Source organism: Bacillus sp. PK6-16, from assembly GCF_056530295.1.
Map to the genome: position 1 here is coordinate 4,809,160 of NZ_CP096511.1, position 16,915 is coordinate 4,826,074.

General features: G+C 34.9%; 15 protein-coding genes and 1 pseudogene. 3 read left to right on the top strand and 13 right to left on the bottom strand.

Annotated elements, in window-relative coordinates; genetic code table 11:
- Positions 1-81: 81 nt before the first annotated feature.
- From M1D66_RS24725 to M1D66_RS24735, 3 genes are all read left to right on the top strand, one after another.
- On the top strand, positions 82-1,212 hold the full coding sequence (locus M1D66_RS24725) for an amidohydrolase (RefSeq protein WP_000698317.1): 1,131 nt from the start codon (positions 82-84) through the stop codon (positions 1,210-1,212).
- 241 nt (positions 1,213-1,453) lie between these two features.
- Positions 1,454-2,011, top strand: a complete 558-nt coding sequence (locus tag M1D66_RS24730) for a GNAT family N-acetyltransferase (protein WP_000914737.1) — start codon at positions 1,454-1,456, stop codon at positions 2,009-2,011.
- 109 nt (positions 2,012-2,120) lie between these two features.
- On the top strand, positions 2,121-2,240 hold the full coding sequence (locus M1D66_RS24735; RefSeq protein ID WP_000358482.1) for a YfhE family protein: 120 nt from the start codon (positions 2,121-2,123) through the stop codon (positions 2,238-2,240).
- Between the two features lie 369 nt (positions 2,241-2,609).
- Here M1D66_RS24735 and M1D66_RS24740 read toward each other — a convergent pair whose 3' ends face one another.
- The 13 genes and pseudogenes from M1D66_RS24740 to M1D66_RS24800 all read right to left on the bottom strand — a co-directional run bounded on the left by M1D66_RS24740 (position 2,610) and on the right by M1D66_RS24800 (position 16,900).
- Positions 2,610-3,776, bottom strand: coding sequence for a diglucosyl diacylglycerol synthase (locus M1D66_RS24740; protein WP_000594690.1), 1,167 nt, complete (start codon positions 3,774-3,776; stop codon positions 2,610-2,612).
- 412 nt (positions 3,777-4,188) lie between these two features.
- Positions 4,189-4,920 carry a pyruvate formate-lyase-activating protein gene (pflA, locus tag M1D66_RS24745; protein ID WP_000238458.1) on the bottom strand — a complete coding sequence of 244 codons (732 nt, stop codon included), beginning with the start codon at positions 4,918-4,920 and terminating at the stop codon, positions 4,189-4,191.
- A 70-nt stretch (positions 4,921-4,990) separates the two neighbouring features.
- A complete protein-coding gene (pflB, locus tag M1D66_RS24750; RefSeq protein WP_000195471.1) occupies positions 4,991-7,240 on the bottom strand; it encodes a formate C-acetyltransferase in 2,250 nt (749 codons plus the stop codon).
- Positions 7,241-7,392: 152 nt separating this feature from the next.
- Positions 7,393-7,614, bottom strand: coding sequence for a hypothetical protein (locus M1D66_RS24755; RefSeq protein WP_002094217.1), 222 nt, complete (start codon positions 7,612-7,614; stop codon positions 7,393-7,395).
- A complete protein-coding gene (locus M1D66_RS24760; RefSeq protein WP_041184011.1) occupies positions 7,583-9,127 on the bottom strand; it encodes a glycosyltransferase family 2 protein in 1,545 nt (514 codons plus the stop codon). The genes M1D66_RS24755 and M1D66_RS24760 overlap by 32 nt, the downstream gene beginning before the upstream one ends.
- Positions 9,120-10,085 (bottom strand): NAD-dependent epimerase/dehydratase family protein, encoded by a 966-nt coding sequence (locus tag M1D66_RS24765; RefSeq protein WP_000037018.1) that lies wholly within the window; start codon positions 10,083-10,085, stop codon positions 9,120-9,122. Before M1D66_RS24765 ends, M1D66_RS24760 begins: the two co-directional genes overlap by 8 nt.
- A complete protein-coding gene (locus M1D66_RS24770) occupies positions 10,082-11,323 on the bottom strand; it encodes a nucleotide sugar dehydrogenase (protein ID WP_001088926.1) in 1,242 nt (413 codons plus the stop codon). Before M1D66_RS24770 ends, M1D66_RS24765 begins: the two co-directional genes overlap by 4 nt.
- Entirely contained in the window at positions 11,316-12,860 is a 1,545-nt protein-coding gene (locus M1D66_RS24775) for a glycosyltransferase family 2 protein (RefSeq protein ID WP_001266468.1), read from the bottom strand. The genes M1D66_RS24770 and M1D66_RS24775 overlap by 8 nt, the downstream gene beginning before the upstream one ends.
- Positions 12,861-12,873: 13 nt before the next feature.
- Positions 12,874-13,068 (bottom strand): LSm family protein, encoded by a 195-nt coding sequence (locus M1D66_RS24780; protein WP_000899470.1) that lies wholly within the window; start codon positions 13,066-13,068, stop codon positions 12,874-12,876.
- 16 nt (positions 13,069-13,084) lie between these two features.
- Positions 13,085-13,486, bottom strand: coding sequence for an LSm family protein (locus M1D66_RS24785; protein ID WP_000335531.1), 402 nt, complete (start codon positions 13,484-13,486; stop codon positions 13,085-13,087).
- Between the two features lie 155 nt (positions 13,487-13,641).
- Entirely contained in the window at positions 13,642-14,889 is a 1,248-nt protein-coding gene (locus tag M1D66_RS24790; RefSeq protein ID WP_086385308.1) for a serine hydrolase domain-containing protein, read from the bottom strand.
- A 252-nt stretch (positions 14,890-15,141) separates the two neighbouring features.
- Positions 15,142-16,644 (bottom strand): N-acetylglucosamine-specific PTS transporter subunit IIBC, encoded by a 1,503-nt coding sequence (gene nagE / locus M1D66_RS24795; protein ID WP_000938900.1) that lies wholly within the window; start codon positions 16,642-16,644, stop codon positions 15,142-15,144.
- A 141-nt stretch (positions 16,645-16,785) separates the two neighbouring features.
- Positions 16,786-16,900 (bottom strand): annotated as a pseudogene (locus M1D66_RS24800) (transcriptional regulator).
- Between the last annotated feature and the right edge of the window lie 15 nt (positions 16,901-16,915).

Genomic DNA, 16,915 nt, shown 5'->3' on the forward strand with positions numbered 1-16,915 from the left:
AAGCATTACCATACAAATAACCTTTCAGTTACTTTCCCTTAACTTCCATTAGCATTATAAAGTAACAGAAATGAGGTACCTATGAAAATATTGCTCAAACAAGCCATTGTATACCCTATTACATCTCAAAAGTTTCAAGGAGATGTACTCGTTACAGGAGAGCGAATTACCGAGGTCAAACCTTTTATTCAACCTACTCAAGATATGACCGTTATAGATGCACGAGCACTCCATCTCTTACCTGGCTTTATTGATGTCCATACTCACCTTGGTCTCTATGATGAAGGTACTGGTTGGGCTGGAAATGATGCCAATGAAACATCTGAAGTTTCAACACCACATATTCGTTCTTTAGATGGAATCCATCCTTTCGATATTGCCTTTCAAGACGCTGTACAAAACGGAATTACAACCGTTCACGTTATGCCTGGCAGTCAAAATATTATCGGGGGTACTACTTGTGTAATAAAAACAGCTGGAACTTGTATTGATCATATGATTATTCAAGAACCTGCTGGTTTAAAGATTGCCTTTGGAGAAAATCCTAAAAAAGTCCATAGTAATGGAACAAAAGAATCCATTACACGTATGGGGATTATGGGGTTACTTCGGGAATCATTCTATGAAGCACAACACTACGGGCACGAAGCTGATTTTAGAATGCTTCCTATTTTAAAAGCATTACGTCGTGAAATACCCGTACGTATCCACGCTCACCGAGCAGATGATATTAGTTCTGCGCTACGCTTTGCAACGGAATTCAACCTCGATCTACGTATTGAACATTGTACAGAAGGACACTTTCTTGTTGAAGAGCTTTCGAAACACAATTTGAAGGTTTCAGTTGGTCCCACTCTGACACGTCGTTCTAAAATCGAACTAAAAAACAAGACATGGGATACTTACCATATATTATCTAAAAATGGTGTGGAAGTTTCTATAACAACAGATCATCCTTATACACCCATTCAATATTTAAATATTTGTGCCGCTGTTGCAGTAAGAGAAGGGTTAGACGAGAAAACAGCACTAGAAGGAATCACCATATTCCCAGCGCGAAATTTGCGTTTAGAGGATAGAATTGGAAGCATTGAGGTTGGAAAAGACGCCGATCTCGTGTTATGGACTCATCATCCTTTCCATTATTTAGCCAAGCCTGTACTAACTATGATTGATGGAAAAATAATTTACAAAAAAAATAAAAAAAACTAGTTTATTTTTTTGACTAGATAAAGTATTATACGATTATAAACTGAATGAAACCATAATCAATTTGTGTCGTGATTATCATTTTCAAATTGATGAATGGGGAAGGCAAATGGTGCGCCACCAGCGTTAGAAACTGGTTCTAGTGGGTTCGATTCCCACCCCGAAATTTTTTAAAGATTGATATAAAAATTTCGAGGGTGGGGTGTTTTTTCGTCATGCTACCCTCGTGTGAGGAGGAGTTAGTATGTTGAAAAAACGCGACTTACACGACAGCCACGTTCTATACGAGTTAATGGTGGATCCAGCTGTCTTCCCTTTTGTGCGTCAAAAGGCTTATTCTTATGAAGAATATTTATTCTTAACAAAACAAACGATTGAAGCTGAAGAACGTGGTGAATTAATTTCACGCACAATTTTAGATGAATGGGGTAACCCTATCGGAACAATTACTTTATTTGATGTGCAAGAAAAAGCTGGATTTCTCGGGACATGGCTTGGCAAACCATATCATGGAAAAGGCTATAATAAATTGGCAAAAGATTCATTTTTTAGTGAACTTTTCTATGAATTAGATATTGAAACAATTTTCATGCGTATTCGTAAAATAAATATTCGTTCTATTAAAGCTGCAGAAAAACTGCAATATGTGAATCTAGCAAACGAAACAAGAAAAGCCGTATATGATGAAATTAACGCAAACGAAGAAGTGTATAACTTATATGAAATTCCAAAAGATCAATACACACTTGCTACAATGCGAGATACAACCTTCCAAGATGCTCATCAATTAAAAGAAGCGTAATCTAAATTTTCTGAAATGATAATCAATCGTTAACATTTTCCATATGCGTATATCCCCTCATGTCTTTGGAAACGATAAATAGTAACTTTAAGACACGAGGTGATTTGTAATGGATAAAAAGAAACGTGATAAAGCAAAAAACACATTATCTAGTACACAAGAAGTTCTCTATCAACGCGAATTTCAAAAAGCAGATCGTGCAGCAGGATATCGCTCGAAAAGCATTTAAAGTGAAAATGAATAATTAGAAGTTTCCCCCCTAATTATTCATTTTCATTACATAATTTTCTCGACTGATAGAAGTAAGCAAAAAAGCCCCTTATACATAAGGGACTTTTTTTGCTGTGGACAACTTTATCCACAAAACCAACAGAATTGTTAGTAATTTTCAAAAACATTTAATATTTTTCTATATTAAAGCATATATCAGCTGTTTTAATTGTGGATATTTTTCTAAAAATTGTGGACAATGTGGATATAGTTGTTAATATTCCGACTTTACTGTTTAATGAAAGCGCAATCCTTTTGTGGATAACTGGCTGAATTTTCTTTGAAAATAATAAAGAACCCTCTTTACATATACAAAGAGGGTTTCATATTAAGTAAAAGATTGTGCAAGAGCAGGTGATTTAATAGGTATATGACGCGGTTCTGCATGATTTTCTGCCAAAATTGCATCTACAATATGACCAGCTGGCTCTGGAAGATAGATGCTTTTCATTGCTTCTTTCATTTGAAGAAGCTTCACATCATCTTGTAATAATGCCTCTGTTTTTGCAAAAACCTCACTATCATCGCGAATGACAACTGCTGCTCCCTTTCTTTCAAAGTACATCGCATTTTCATTTTCTTGTCCTGGAACAGGCTTATATAAAATGACAGGTACTTGCAACGCTGCTGCTTCACTTAATGTTATTCCGCCTGGCTTCGTAATCATACAAGAAGTAACACGGAATAATTCATCAATATTTTCAACATACCCAAACACTTTTAATGCATCGGAATTTTGCTTCTGTAAACTTAATAAATCCTGTTTTAAAGCTTCATTTTTCCCACAAACGACAACTATTTGTAAATTAGGCACTGACATAAATGATTGGCATAGTTCTTTTACATTTCCTAATACCCCATGAGCACCTGCTACAATTAGTAAAATCTTTTTATTCTTACATAACTGATATTTAGTATATATGATTTCCGGATTTACCTTTAACTCAAAACTACTCCGAATTGGAATTCCTGTTTCAACAATTTGTTCCGCAGGTACACCGATATCAACCATCAATTCTTTCACATGATCCGTTGCAACAAAATAACGATCTACTTCTCGATGAATCCATATTTTGTGCACGCAAAAATCCGTTAATACGTTATAGACAGGAATTGAAATACCTGTTTGTTTCTTCAATTCTGGTACAGCGATAATTGGAAATGTATTAATTACAATATCTGGTTTCTCCACCTGTAACAGTGTTTTCAAACGTTTTCTCCCAAAGTTCGCATACCAAGATGCTATTTTCTTATCATAAATTTTTTCTACCCCGTAATAAAACAAACGATATAATTCTTTTCCTATTGTATAACTTTTTAAATATAGATATTTTGTAATGTCAGTTATAAATGGATGTGATTCTCCAAACAAGTCGCATACAATAACATCTTCAATTCCTTTTTGGCGAAATGTTTGTTCTAATGTTTTTGCTACTTGCACATGACCATTACCGTAATGTGCAGTTAATATTAAAACCTTGGGGTTTTTTATCAAACAAATCCACTCCTAGCTTTTTGTTTCTCCATATTGCATATACGACAATAGGAAAAACATTTTCCTTAAAAATTACATAAACAGATTCTAATAATTCCCTTTCAGCTATGTACCTGTCGTGGATATGCAAAGCATATAAGATTGACCCCTTAATCCTATCTGTGCTCATATCTTTACATTATACTTTCCTATAAGAGCTTTCGCAATAACTTACAAATGTTCTCTATTCCATGATACTCACTCTTTTACTTCTTAATTCTTTTTACTATTTTGATTTCCCTTTACAATTATGTAAATTTCTCCATTTATTCCGTACAAAATTATGGATATTCTACTTTCAGTATACTCTTTTATCAATATATACTCTAGATTTTATTGTAAAGAAAGCAAAAAGCCTAATCCAATATTTGGATTAGACCGCTTGTAAAATATATTTAGCATGTTCTACATTTTTCTCAGTAGGTGGTTCTACATTTGCGAGTGGATACTTGTGTCCAAGCGCCTCCCATTTATATACACCAAGCTTATGATATGGTAACACTTCAACTTTTTGAACATTAGACAGACTTTGAATAAAGCTAGATAGTTTTTGTAGATCCTCTTCATTATCCGTAACACCAGGAACTAATACGTGTCGTACCCAAATCGGTTTATTCTTATCCGATAAATAACGAGCAAATTGTAAAATATGTTCATTTGGTTTCCCTGTTAATTTACGATGCTTTTTGGAATCGATATGTTTCAGATCCAATAAAACTAAATCTGTATAATCCATTAAAATATCTAGCTTATTTTGGAATTCTGGTTCCTCAGAATAACAACCACCAGAAGAGTCGATTGTGGTATGGATACCAGCCGCTTTACACTTTTTAAACAACTCAATTAAAAAGTCTAGCTGTAATAATGGCTCTCCACCGCTAACTGTTATACCGCCTCCGGAAGCTTCAATAAATGGAAGGTAACATGTCACATCCTGCATCACTTCTTCAACTGTTATTTCTTTACCTTTACCGATTTCCCACGTATCAGCATTATGACAATATTGACAACGTAATAAACACCCTTGTGTAAATATGACATAACGAATCCCCGGGCCATCAACAGTACCACAAGACTCTACAGAATGTATTCTTCCTTTTACCATGTTACTTCCTCCTTTATTGAAACAGCCTCCCTTCGCTATATATTAAGAGCGAAGGGACACCTTTTTTCATTTACATGCTTTCATGCATTGTACGGTTAATTACATCAATTTGTTGTTCACGAGTTAATTTAATAAAGTTTACAGCATAACCAGATACACGAATTGTTAATTGTGGATACTTCTCAGGATGTTCCATTGCATCCATTAATGTTTCACGGTTAAATACGTTAATATTTAAGTGGTGCCCTTCTTTTACTGCATAACCATCAAGCATTGATACTAAGTTACGTACTTGTACATCATCTTCTTTACCAAGTGCTTTCGGAATAATAGAGAACGTATTAGAAATACCATCTTGTGCATCTTCATATGGTAATTTAGCCACAGATAATAATGAAGCTAATGCACCTTTTGTATCACGTCCATGCATTGGGTTCGCACCTGGTGCAAATGGTTCTCCAGTACGGCGGCCATCTGGAGTATTACCAGTTTTCTTACCGTATACAACATTAGATGTGATTGTTAAGATTGACATTGTATGAACAGAATTTCTGTATGTTTTATGTTTACGAAGTTTATTCATAAATGTTTTTACAAGATTTACAGCAATCTCATCTACACGATCATCATTGTTACCGTATTTAGGGAAATCTCCTTCAATCTCGAAGTCAACTGCAATACCATTTTCATCACGAATTGGTTTTACTTTTGCGTATTTAATTGCACTTAATGAATCTGCTACTACAGATAGACCAGCGATACCTGTTGCCATTGTACGAAGAACGTTTGTATCATGAAGTGCCATTTCAATACGTTCATAGCTATATTTATCATGCATGTAATGGATAACATTTAATGTGTTTAAATATAGACCCGCTAACCATTCCATTGTCATATCAAACTTATGCATAACTTCTTCATAATTTAATACTTCAGAAGTAATTGGTGCGTACTCAGGACCAACTTGTGCTTTTGACTTTTCATCTTTACCACCGTTAATCGCATATAATAATGCTTTCGCTAAGTTTGCACGAGCTCCGAAGAACTGCATTTGTTTACCGATTCTCATTGCAGATACGCAACATGCAATACCGTAATCATCGCCGTATTCAGGACGCATAATGTCATCATTTTCATATTGAATTGCTGATGTTTTAATAGACATTTTCGCACAGTAGTTTTTAAAGTTCTCTGGTAATTGTTTAGACCAAAGAACAGTTAAGTTTGGTTCTGGAGCTGGTCCTAAATTATCTAATGTATGCAAGAAACGGAATGAGTTCTTTGTTACTAATGGACGACCATCTAATGCCATACCACCGATAGATTCAGTTACCCAAGTTGGGTCACCAGAGAATAATTCATTATAATCAGGTGTTCTTGCGAATTTCACAAGACGTAATTTCATAATGAAGTGATCTACAATTTCTTGTACTTCTTCTTCTGTTAAAGTACCATTTGCTAAATCTCTTTCAATGTAAATATCTAAGAATGTAGAAGTACGTCCAAGACTCATTGCAGCCCCGTTTTGTTCTTTAATCGCTGCAAGGTATGCGAAGTATAACCATTGGAATGCTTCTTGTGCATTTGTTGCTGGCTTAGAAATATCGAAGCCATGAGAAGCAGCCATTTCTTTTAACTCTTGAAGTGCACGCATTTGCTCAGATAACTCTTCGCGTAAACGCATCGTATCTTCGCTCATTACACCACCAGTTAAATTCAAATCAGCTTTTTTCGCTTCAATTAAATGATCAATACCATATAACGCTACTCGGCGATAGTCACCGATAATACGTCCACGTCCGTATGCATCTGGAAGACCAGTAATAACACCTGATTTACGTGCATTTCTCATTTCTGGTGTGTATGCATCAAATACACCTTGGTTATGAGTTTTTCTCCACTCTCTAAAAATACGACTAAGTTCTTTATCCATTTCGTATCCATAAGATTCACAAGCTTGTTCTGCCATACGAATACCACCATATGGTTGTAAAGAACGTTTAAATGGTTTATCAGTTTGGAAACCGACTACTTTTTCAATATCTTTATTTAAGTATCCTGGGTCATGTGATGTAATAGAAGAAACAATTTTTGTATCCATATCAAGAACGCCACCGTTTTCACGTTCTTTCGTTGTTAAATCCATTACTTGATCCCAAAGTTGTTTCGTTGCTTCAGTTGCTTCTGCTAAGAAAGATTCGTCCCCTTCAAAAACGTTTACATTATTTAAAATGAAATCGCGAACATCAATCTCTGCTTTCCATTTTTCACCTTTAAAGTTTTCCCATGCGTTTTTAACATTTTCTAATACTTGAGTCATCCTAATCTCCTCCATTTTTGATTAGTACAGGACTAAGATTTTTTATATAACAGCTTACACACTTAGAATACTACTTTTTTACGAAAGTGAACGAAATAGTTGTGACATGTTTGTGAAATGTTGAGCAAACTACTATATATATAGTGTTAACTTCATTTAAAAGTCTTTAAAATTAACCCTTTCCTTAATTGTATTTTTTTGGTATCCTTATATACGAGTCCTATTTTGTAATATAAGAACAATACCCATTGTAGAGCTGTAATACTCTTATCTCCTAATCTGTTATAGTTTTTATAACAGAACAAAAAAGTGTACACATGTTGTACACTTTTTTTGTTACTTCTATAAAACATCTCTTTTTCTATTGCCATCATAGAATCCGCCACGATTGTCTGTTAATGCAATTATTTGATCTAGTCCTTCTATATGATCACCTATAATTCGAAGTACAGCTGGTGGATGACCTATTTTAGCAAAATGTTCACTGGGACGAATACGGTTCATCTTATCGACCTCAACACGACTTACACATGCAACTTCAAATCCTGAAAGAATAGCTTTCACTTGGGCTACACACGGCGTCAGTAAAGATCTATACCCAATTTCTTTCAAACACTTACGGCTAAACGCATTCGGTACAGCGATAAGAGAGCCTACGCCTAGATCTTTTCTATCACAAGCTAAATTTAATGCATATTTAAATGCAGTTACAAGATGAAGCGGTACTCTTAAATCTAAATAATGATTTAGATCATTTAATGCAACATCTGTTCCATCTGCAATAGCTTTCGCAAAAGGATACAGCTCACTCGCTGGAATAACAAAATCGCCATCTATAAATAACACAATTTCTCCTTTTGCAAAATACGTTCCAAGTGAGCGCCCCACATCATTTCCGAGTGCTTCTTTATATACAATTGTCGTTGCCCCTTTGTCTTTTGCAATTTTTTTCGTTTTATCTGACGAACCATTTACGACAACGATAATTTCGAAGGGTTCAATTTTGCGAAGCTCTTCTATAACGTTTCCAATTGTTTTCTCTTCATCTTGTACGGGAATAACAACCGATAGTTGCTTTCCTTTATACAAATCAGATGTAACACCCCACCCTTGATAAAACTCTTCAAAACTTAAAGTATGATAGACACTATCCCTTTTCCTATTTCCATCATAATATCCTCCGCGCTCATCACTGCTTAATATCCGTTCTGCTACTGCTTCTATATGATCACCTATCATTCTTTTTTCAGATTGGGAAAGATTTGGCCCATATGCAGCATGCTGGAATGGACGAAATTTATTCGGCGTAATAACGTCAATGGCACAATGACGACTAATTCTCCATTTACTTTGAACTAGGTGCAAATGAGCCACAATAGGATTAACAAAACATTCATATCCGATGCTTTGAACGACTTCTTTCGTCAGCGCATGAGGTACATCTAATAAAGAATTCATTTTTAATTCTTCACGCTCTAACATTGCATTTAATATTTGGCGCCATACTGTAATAGAAGTGGTTTTTTGCCTTTTTAAAAATAATGCATCCAAATTATTTAAAACTACATCTGCCTGATCGTATAAAATCGGATTAAGGAATAATTTTAATTTTGAAGTTGGAATAGCAAAATCACCATCTATAAATAGTAATACATCACCTATCGCATGTTTTGCGCCGACTGCACGTCCAACATCGTTCCCTAGTAGCTCTGTATGCTTGATTACTTTACACCCTAAACGATCTGCAACATCTTCTGTTCCATCATTACAACCGTTTGCTACTACAATGATTTCTACTGGATTTAATGGTCTTACCGATTGAATAACGTCTGAAATCGTATCGACCTCATTACATGCAGGAATAATAACAGATAATGACTTAGCCATTGTTTTGTTCACGAAACCACTTAATTGTTTCCTTCAATCCGTTTTCCCACGTTACTTTCGCCTGAAATTGAACAAGCTCTTTTAATTTTGTTACATCTGGTCTTCTATTTGGAATTTCTTCAAAACCATGAGGATATACTTCTTCAAAAGGCACTTGTACAATCTTCGAAGAAGAATTCGTTAATTTTTTAATTACTTCTGCTACTTCTTTTATACTCTGTTCATTCTCAGAACCTATATTAATAATCTCACCATTTACCTTCTCATCCATTGCCCGAATTGTTGCTTCTACCGCATCACTCACATACGTAAAACAACGTGTCTGCTTTCCATCTCCATATACGAGAATGTCTTCTCCTTGCAGTGCCGCACGGATAAATCGCGGAATTACTCCTGCATACGGACCATCTTTCGCTCTTGGACCATAAATATTAAAATATCGAACAATCGTTACCGGTAAGCCTTCTAATGCGTATCCTAAACATAATGTTTCTTCTAACGTTTTACAAACCGCATAACTCCAACGAATTTTAGAAGTTGCCCCGTACAATCGATCTCCCTCTTCAGAGAAAGGCGGCTTGGCCTTACCATATACTTCTGAAGTAGAAGCAAAAACTACTTTCTTCTTTCCTTTTAGCGCTGCTTGTAAAATATTTCTCGTCCCATCAAAATTCGTTTCTATGAGCTCTATACTTTTTTCCATTGTTGTTTTCACACCTAAAATTGCTGCTAAATGAAACACGACATCATGCTGATCTACTAATTCATAAATAGAATTTTTATCTAAAACACTTATTGGAATAACACGGATTTCTTTCATTAACTCTTTATGGTACTTATTTTTACCTTTATAAAAGTTATCCACAACAGTGACCTCATAACCTCTTCTCATCAACTCTTCAGCTAAATGTGACCCGATAAATCCGGCTCCACCTGTAATTAAACATTTCTTACTCATTTACTCACCTTCTTTACAATCCCGCGTGTATCTATTACTCGGTCTATTCCTTTAAAAAGCTTCCAATCAATATTAGAATGATCCGTTAAAATTAAAATACAATCCGCTTTTTTAACTTTTTCTTCATCTAAAGAAACAGATTGGTACACCTTATCTCCAATTTCCGCGGAAGAAATATAAGGATCATGATATTCTATCTCGTATCCTTGATTTCTTAATAATTGAATAATCGGTAACGCTGGTGATTCTCTCAAATCATTTACATCTTTTTTATACGCAATCCCTACAATTAACACCGTTGCAGGTAATTGCACCACACTTTTTACTTTCCGGACCATTTTCTCTGGCATTTCTTCATTAATTATATGTGCAGCCTCAATTAATTGACTAATTGCTCCATTCTTTTTTATTCTCCATTGAAAATATAAAGGGTCTACGGGAATACAGTGTCCCCCTATCCCTGGCCCTGGCCAATACGGAGTAAACCCAAATGGTTTTGTAGATGCCGCTTCAATGGCCTCATAAAAATCAATGCCTAAACTTTCACATAGTGTGTTTAGTTCATTTACTAAAGAAATGTTAACTAAGCGCTGAATATTTTCAAATAGCTTGCACATCTCTGCTACTTTCGGAGAGCTAACAGGTACAACTTCGTCAAAAATGGTACTATATAAATCCTGTACCTTTTGTCTACACTTTTCTGTTTGTCCACTAATAACTTTTGGAATAGCTTGAACTGAATATTGACTATTTGCTGGATCAATTCTCTCAGGGGAATATCCGATATAGAAATCTTCCCCTACCTTTTTACCATTTTGAGAAATAATAGGTAGGATGACTTCTTCAAGTGTGCCTGGATATGTGGAGCTTTCAAAAATGAAGGTTTGTCCTTTTTGAAGGTTTTGTTGTATATAATGCGAAGCTGAAATGAGGGCACTTAAGTCTGGTTCTCTTTGTTCATTAATTGGAGTCGGGACAGTGACAATAACATAATCACTATTTTGAAAATCAGCAATGCCTTGATCCGGTGTATTTACTGTTAATTTTTTTTTCGTCAATAAACTTTGTAACTCTTTAGAAGAAACATCCGGAATATAACTTTCTCCTTTTATAATTGAGTCTATTTTTCTAATATCTTTATCTAATCCAAGTACTGTATGCCCTCTTTCTGCAAAATGTACCGCTAAAGGAAGGCCAACATACCCTAGCCCAATAATAGCTACTTTACTACTATTCATTTGTATTCTCTTCTTCCCTTCTCAATTGTTGAATTACATCTCTATCTCTATCTCCATCTGTAAAACCACCACGTTCGTCCGTACATTGTAATAAATACGCAACCGCTTCAAGTTGATCACCGAAAATACGATCAAACGCTGAAATACGCCCATTTACAAATTCGTGTTGCTCTGGACGTACTCGATTTGTTTTTATAACATCTACTAACTCTACTGTTGTAATAGAGAATCCTTCTAAAATAGCTTTCACTTGTGCTAATGGCGGAATGATAAGGGAATCATATCCTATTTTCTCTATTACCTTCTTATGAATGGCATGTGGTACAGCAGTTAGTGAGTTATTCCATAAATCTGGTCGTTTCGCTATCAAATTCACAAAGTATTTTCCCATACTAATTGGATCTGCTGGATGAAACATATCTAATAAGCATTGTAAATCATTTAACACCACGTCATTTCCATCTTCAACAGCATGTAAAAATAGAGTGAGTTTTTTTGCTGGAATAACAAGATCACTATCAACGAATAAACAAATATCTGCCGTAGCATGCATGGCACCTATTGCTCGTGCTACATTATGTCCAAGCGCCTTCGTAAATTCAACAACAATAACATTCTCTAGCTTTGCCTGTTTAACAGTCTCAACATCTGCTCCATTCGCGACAACTATAATTTCATCTACACCTGCTTCTTTCACTTCTTTTATAACAGACCTTATGGTCATTTTCTCTTCTGATACTGGGATAATGGCACTATATTTCGCTTTATTCTTTTGTAATAAAACTGGTTTATACTTTCCTACAAACTCTCTATCTCTATTGTCCTCTGAAAAACCACCGCGTTTACCATATGTTTCGATTACGTATTGTAAAGCTCGTAAATGATCACCCATAATACGACTAGTCGCTTTCGGATAAGGAGAGCCAGGTGATGTACCAGTATGCACAGGACGAACTTTATTTGTGTAGATGACATCAACTGAAGCCATATCAGAAATATCTACTCCTCTAGACATCGCCATCGCTTGAAATAATGCTGGATCTGCTAAATTCCACCACCCCAGTTTTTCAATCACTTTACGACTTATCGCATGTGGTATTGCAATTAAAGATCCTACAACAAACTCTTTCTTGTTCAAATAACGATTTAACATATATTTTCCAACCGTCGTATAATGCGGTCTCATCTTCAAGTAAACGGACCATGTTAAATTATTTAAAACAATCTCATGTCCTTGTCGTATTCCTTTAATAAAATTGTATAATTCTTCACTTTTCATGACGATATCACCATCTAAAAACAAAACAATCTCGCCTTTTGCTTCTCTAGCACCAATTGCCCGTCCCACATCATTACCAAGAGAATATCTATAATAAATCACACGGCAATTATGCTGTAATGCTATTTCCTTCGTCCCATCGGTCGATCCATTATCTACTATGATAACTTCATATGGTTCGAGCTTTCTTACCTCTACTAAAACTTTTGATAAAGTACTTGCTTCATTATGCACTGGAATAACAACTGACACTCTCATACTTGTATCACTCTTACCCTTCCAAGCGAACATAAGCAATAATAGGAATACGCACAACTACATCTTCTGGTGGTCCATAAGAAGGAGAAGTACGAACAATTACTGCCCCATCCGTCACAGATAAAAGAACGCCTACAATGATTTCTACAGCTGTCACAACTTGCACTAATTCTCCAACATGGTTACGTAATTCATCAGTAAATAACATATATAACTCTCCTTTCTTACGCTTCTTTAATTGATATAATACTTGTAAATGGTAATAAAACTTCAGTTCCTATTCCTTCTTGCAATGTTAAGAAGTCATCACCAACTGCTACAATAACACCTGTTAATTGTCCAACTGTCACCGTAATTTCTACGTTTTTACCTAAATACTGCTTTGCAATTTCTTTAAAAGGTGATGTATTGCATTCTTTTAAAATGTTACAAATAATAGATTGAAATCTACTTGATTCAATAACTTCTTCCGTAGCTTGCTTAGAGTTTCTTTGAATAAATCTCGCGAAGTTTTGTGAAAATAAAAGTCTTTCCACAGCAGGCAATAACTTATTATCTAAAAAATAATCTAATTGTCTATTAAACAATCTTGATAATTTATGCCAATATTTTCTGAACAGACACATACACTTCTCCTCCTATTATTTTTAGATTATAAAATTTTACATCCATACATCTTAATGTATACAAAATAGATATTTTTGTGATAGGTAAGACATACATTTTCTAAAAGAAATATTTGTTTCAGAGCAAAAAAAAAACTATCCAACAGGATAGTTTCTTACACTTCAATATTCCGCAATATCGAATAAATGTCATTATTCACTTTACCAAATGATTTAATATTATTTTGAATGTTAGATAATAAAACAACATATACACTACCATTTTTACTAAATCCGTTTAAGCAATTCCAACCCGGCATTACACCATGATTCGAATAGCTTCCTGGGTCTACGTACCATCCAAACCCGTAATCCTTTTTTCCACCCGTAAACATTTGATCGTAACTCTCTTTTGAAATTAATTTTCCAGAGAATAGTGCTTCGTTAAATAAATATAAATCATGCGCACTTGTGTATATATCACCACAACCATATAGTTGTGACATGCTTGGAATATTAGGTGTTGTCATATTATTATTTACTATTTTATAACCCGTTGATGGGAATCTTGTTTGTTCTAACGCTGTGCCAAAGCCAGAATGTTTCATACCGGCAGTGGTAAAAATATGTTGTTTAATATATTCTTCGAGTGACTGCCCACTTACCTTCTCTGCAATATAAGCAAGTATAGAGTAGTTCGAATCAGAATACTTCCACTTCTCTCCTGGACCACCAATACGCTTTTGATTTCCTATCCGCTTTATCAGTTCTTCATGAGAAATATCTTCTTTTCCCTGCTCATATTCGGGAATCCCTGATGTATGTGTTAATAGATGTTTTAGCTGAATATTATTACCTTGTGGAAAATCTGGAATATACTTCGCAACAGTATCTTCTACTTGTAATTTATTTTGATCTTTCAATTGCATAATAGCAGTTGCTACAAACGCCTTTGAAATAGAACCAATATAAAAAGTCGTCTCTGAATTATTCGGTACTTGCTGCTCTTTATTTGCCATACCATACCCTTTATTCAGAAGAACTTTTCCGTTCTTCACAATAACAGCTGTCCCGCTAAATCCTGCGTTTAGTAAATACTGGTCCAATTGAGCGTTTTCATTAATTTCTTGAGGTGGTCCTTCAGCAGGTTTCTCCGCTGCTTGCGCTTGCTTCATTTGTTCTTCCTGCTCTTTTTGTTTTTGCTTCTGTACTTCTTGTTTCTTTTTTTCTTCTTTCTTTTTTAACTCTTCTTGTTTCTTCATTTCTGCTGCCGCTTTTAAAGTTTCTTCTTTCTTATTATGCGCAACAATTTTTGTATACATGAAATATACAAGTGATAATAGTAAGACGAGAATGATTGTTCTTTTTATGTATACAATCGGCCGATGTGCTTTCCCATTCGCATTATTTTTTTCCTGATCCATAATTGCTTTTTTCCCCTTACTCACCAATAATTTAATTCGTCTACTAAAGATTCGTTTTAGTAGATTATGGATAATCCATTCTATATCATCCCTACTTTATCACGCACTGCACATATTACCAACCTATATGTACAAAAAAGAAAAAGAAAATTTACAAAAGTAAGATTCCCGTTAAATTATTAACAAAAAAAGAGGATATCCTCTAAAAAATTGATGTTATCAATCTTTTTGGACATCCTCTTATCTCATTATTTATACGTGTTTTTTCATATCATCGGCAACAGATTCAACATTTGTACCTACGATAACTTGTACACTTGTATTACTTAATTTCATAACACCTTTTGCACCAGCACGTTTTAATGCTGCTTCATTTACTTGACCAGCATCTTTTACTTGTAAGCGTAGACGTGTTGCACAGTTATCAATAACTGTTAAGTTTTCTTTTCCGCCTAAAGCTGCTACGTAAGTTTCACCAATTGAACCTGCAACTGGTGCATCACCATCTTCAACTAACTCATCGTCATCTTCACGACCAGGAGTTTTTAAATCGAACTTCTTAATTAAGAAGTAGAATACTATGAAATAAATTGCTGCGTAAATTAAACCGATACCTGCTAGTAAGACTGGTTTTGTTGCAATACCGAAGTTTAAAGCATAATCGATTGCACCGGCACTAAATGAGAAACCATCATGAATGCCAAGTGATGTTGTAATGAATAAAGAAAGACCTGTTAGTACAGCATGAATACCATATAATACTGGTGATAAGAACATAAATGAGAATTCAATAGGCTCTGTAATACCAGTTAAGAATGAAGTTAATGCTAGACCAGCTAACATACCAGTAACTGCTTTACGCTTTTCTGGTTTAGCAGCTGCAATCATTGCGAAACATGCTGCTGGTAAACCGAACATCATAACTGGGAAGAAACCAGTCATAAACATACCTGCTGTTTTGTCACCTGCAAGGAAACGAGCAATATCACCATTAACAACATTACCTGCTGCATTTGTAAAGTCCCCAAATACAAACCAGAAGTATGTGTTCATTACGTGGTGTAAACCAATTGGGATTAATAAACGGTTTAATAAACCAAATAATCCTGAACCAATTGCACCTAAATTAACAATTCCATGAGCTAATGCATCAATACCATTTTGAATTGTTGGCCAAATTTGTGCAAATAGAATTCCTAATATCAGCATCACAACCGATGTAACAATTGGAACGAAACGTTTTCCAGCAAAGAAACCTAACCATTCTGGAAGTTTAATCTTATGGAATTTATTATAAAGAAGTCCTGCTATAACACCAACAATAATACCACCTAAAACTTTCATATCTACTTTAGTCGATAATTCAGCAGCCTTAGATACTTGTGTCATTGTATCTGCAAGCTTAGATGGATCTACATTTGCGCTATTACCTATTAAATCTTGGACTTTACCTAATTTACCTTGTAATTCAGCAGTTGAATACCCTTTGCTAAGTGCATCAATACTATTTTTCATAACAAGATAACCAATTGCACCTGCAAGACCTGCTGCACCACTACCATCCACTGAAAGACCGATTGCAATACCAATTGCAAAAATAAGTGCTAAGTTATCAAAAACTGCTGCGCCGGCCTGTGCCATAACAGGAATATCAAATACATCTGGTTGCCCTAAACGAAGCAATAATCCTGCTGCTGGTAGTACTGCGATCGGAAGCATTAAAGCTTTACCAATACGTTGTAAAAACTGCAACATTTTAATTCCCCCTAATTAAATTTATGAAATCGTTATCATTATAAGTACGCTTTAGAAAACGCTTTCTATTACATAACCATAATAACATATAGTTGTATAGATGTGTAGTTTTTATTTCTGAACTTTTTATGGATAAATCTCCTATTTCCAAACTGTTATATAAAAGGAAAATTCTCCTTTTTAAAATACAGAATACTCGAAACGAAAGACCTATTATATCACATTGAACTTTCGTTTTATCATTCCACTTTTTCATGTTATTATTTATTTC

Coding starts and splice junctions, on each gene's coding strand:
- M1D66_RS24785 (WP_000335531.1), bottom strand. CDS start 13,486: ATGTGTCTGTTCAGAAAATATTGGCATAAATTATCAAGATTGTTTAAT.
- M1D66_RS24770 (WP_001088926.1), bottom strand. CDS start 11,323: ATGAATAGTAGTAAAGTAGCTATTATTGGGCTAGGGTATGTTGGCCTT.
- pflB (WP_000195471.1), bottom strand. CDS start 7,240: ATGACTCAAGTATTAGAAAATGTTAAAAACGCATGGGAAAACTTTAAA.
- M1D66_RS24760 (WP_041184011.1), bottom strand. CDS start 9,127: ATGGCTAAGTCATTATCTGTTATTATTCCTGCATGTAATGAGGTCGAT.
- nagE (WP_000938900.1), bottom strand. CDS start 16,644: ATGTTGCAGTTTTTACAACGTATTGGTAAAGCTTTAATGCTTCCGATC.
- M1D66_RS24755 (WP_002094217.1), bottom strand. CDS start 7,614: ATGATGGCAATAGAAAAAGAGATGTTTTATAGAAGTAACAAAAAAAGT.
- M1D66_RS24775 (WP_001266468.1), bottom strand. CDS start 12,860: ATGAGAGTGTCAGTTGTTATTCCAGTGCATAATGAAGCAAGTACTTTA.
- pflA (WP_000238458.1), bottom strand. CDS start 4,920: ATGGTAAAAGGAAGAATACATTCTGTAGAGTCTTGTGGTACTGTTGAT.
- M1D66_RS24735 (WP_000358482.1), top strand. CDS start 2,121: ATGGATAAAAAGAAACGTGATAAAGCAAAAAACACATTATCTAGTACA.
- M1D66_RS24780 (WP_000899470.1), bottom strand. CDS start 13,068: ATGTTATTTACTGATGAATTACGTAACCATGTTGGAGAATTAGTGCAA.
- M1D66_RS24765 (WP_000037018.1), bottom strand. CDS start 10,085: ATGAGTAAGAAATGTTTAATTACAGGTGGAGCCGGATTTATCGGGTCA.
- M1D66_RS24790 (WP_086385308.1), bottom strand. CDS start 14,889: ATGGATCAGGAAAAAAATAATGCGAATGGGAAAGCACATCGGCCGATT.
- M1D66_RS24725 (WP_000698317.1), top strand. CDS start 82: ATGAAAATATTGCTCAAACAAGCCATTGTATACCCTATTACATCTCAA.
- M1D66_RS24730 (WP_000914737.1), top strand. CDS start 1,454: ATGTTGAAAAAACGCGACTTACACGACAGCCACGTTCTATACGAGTTA.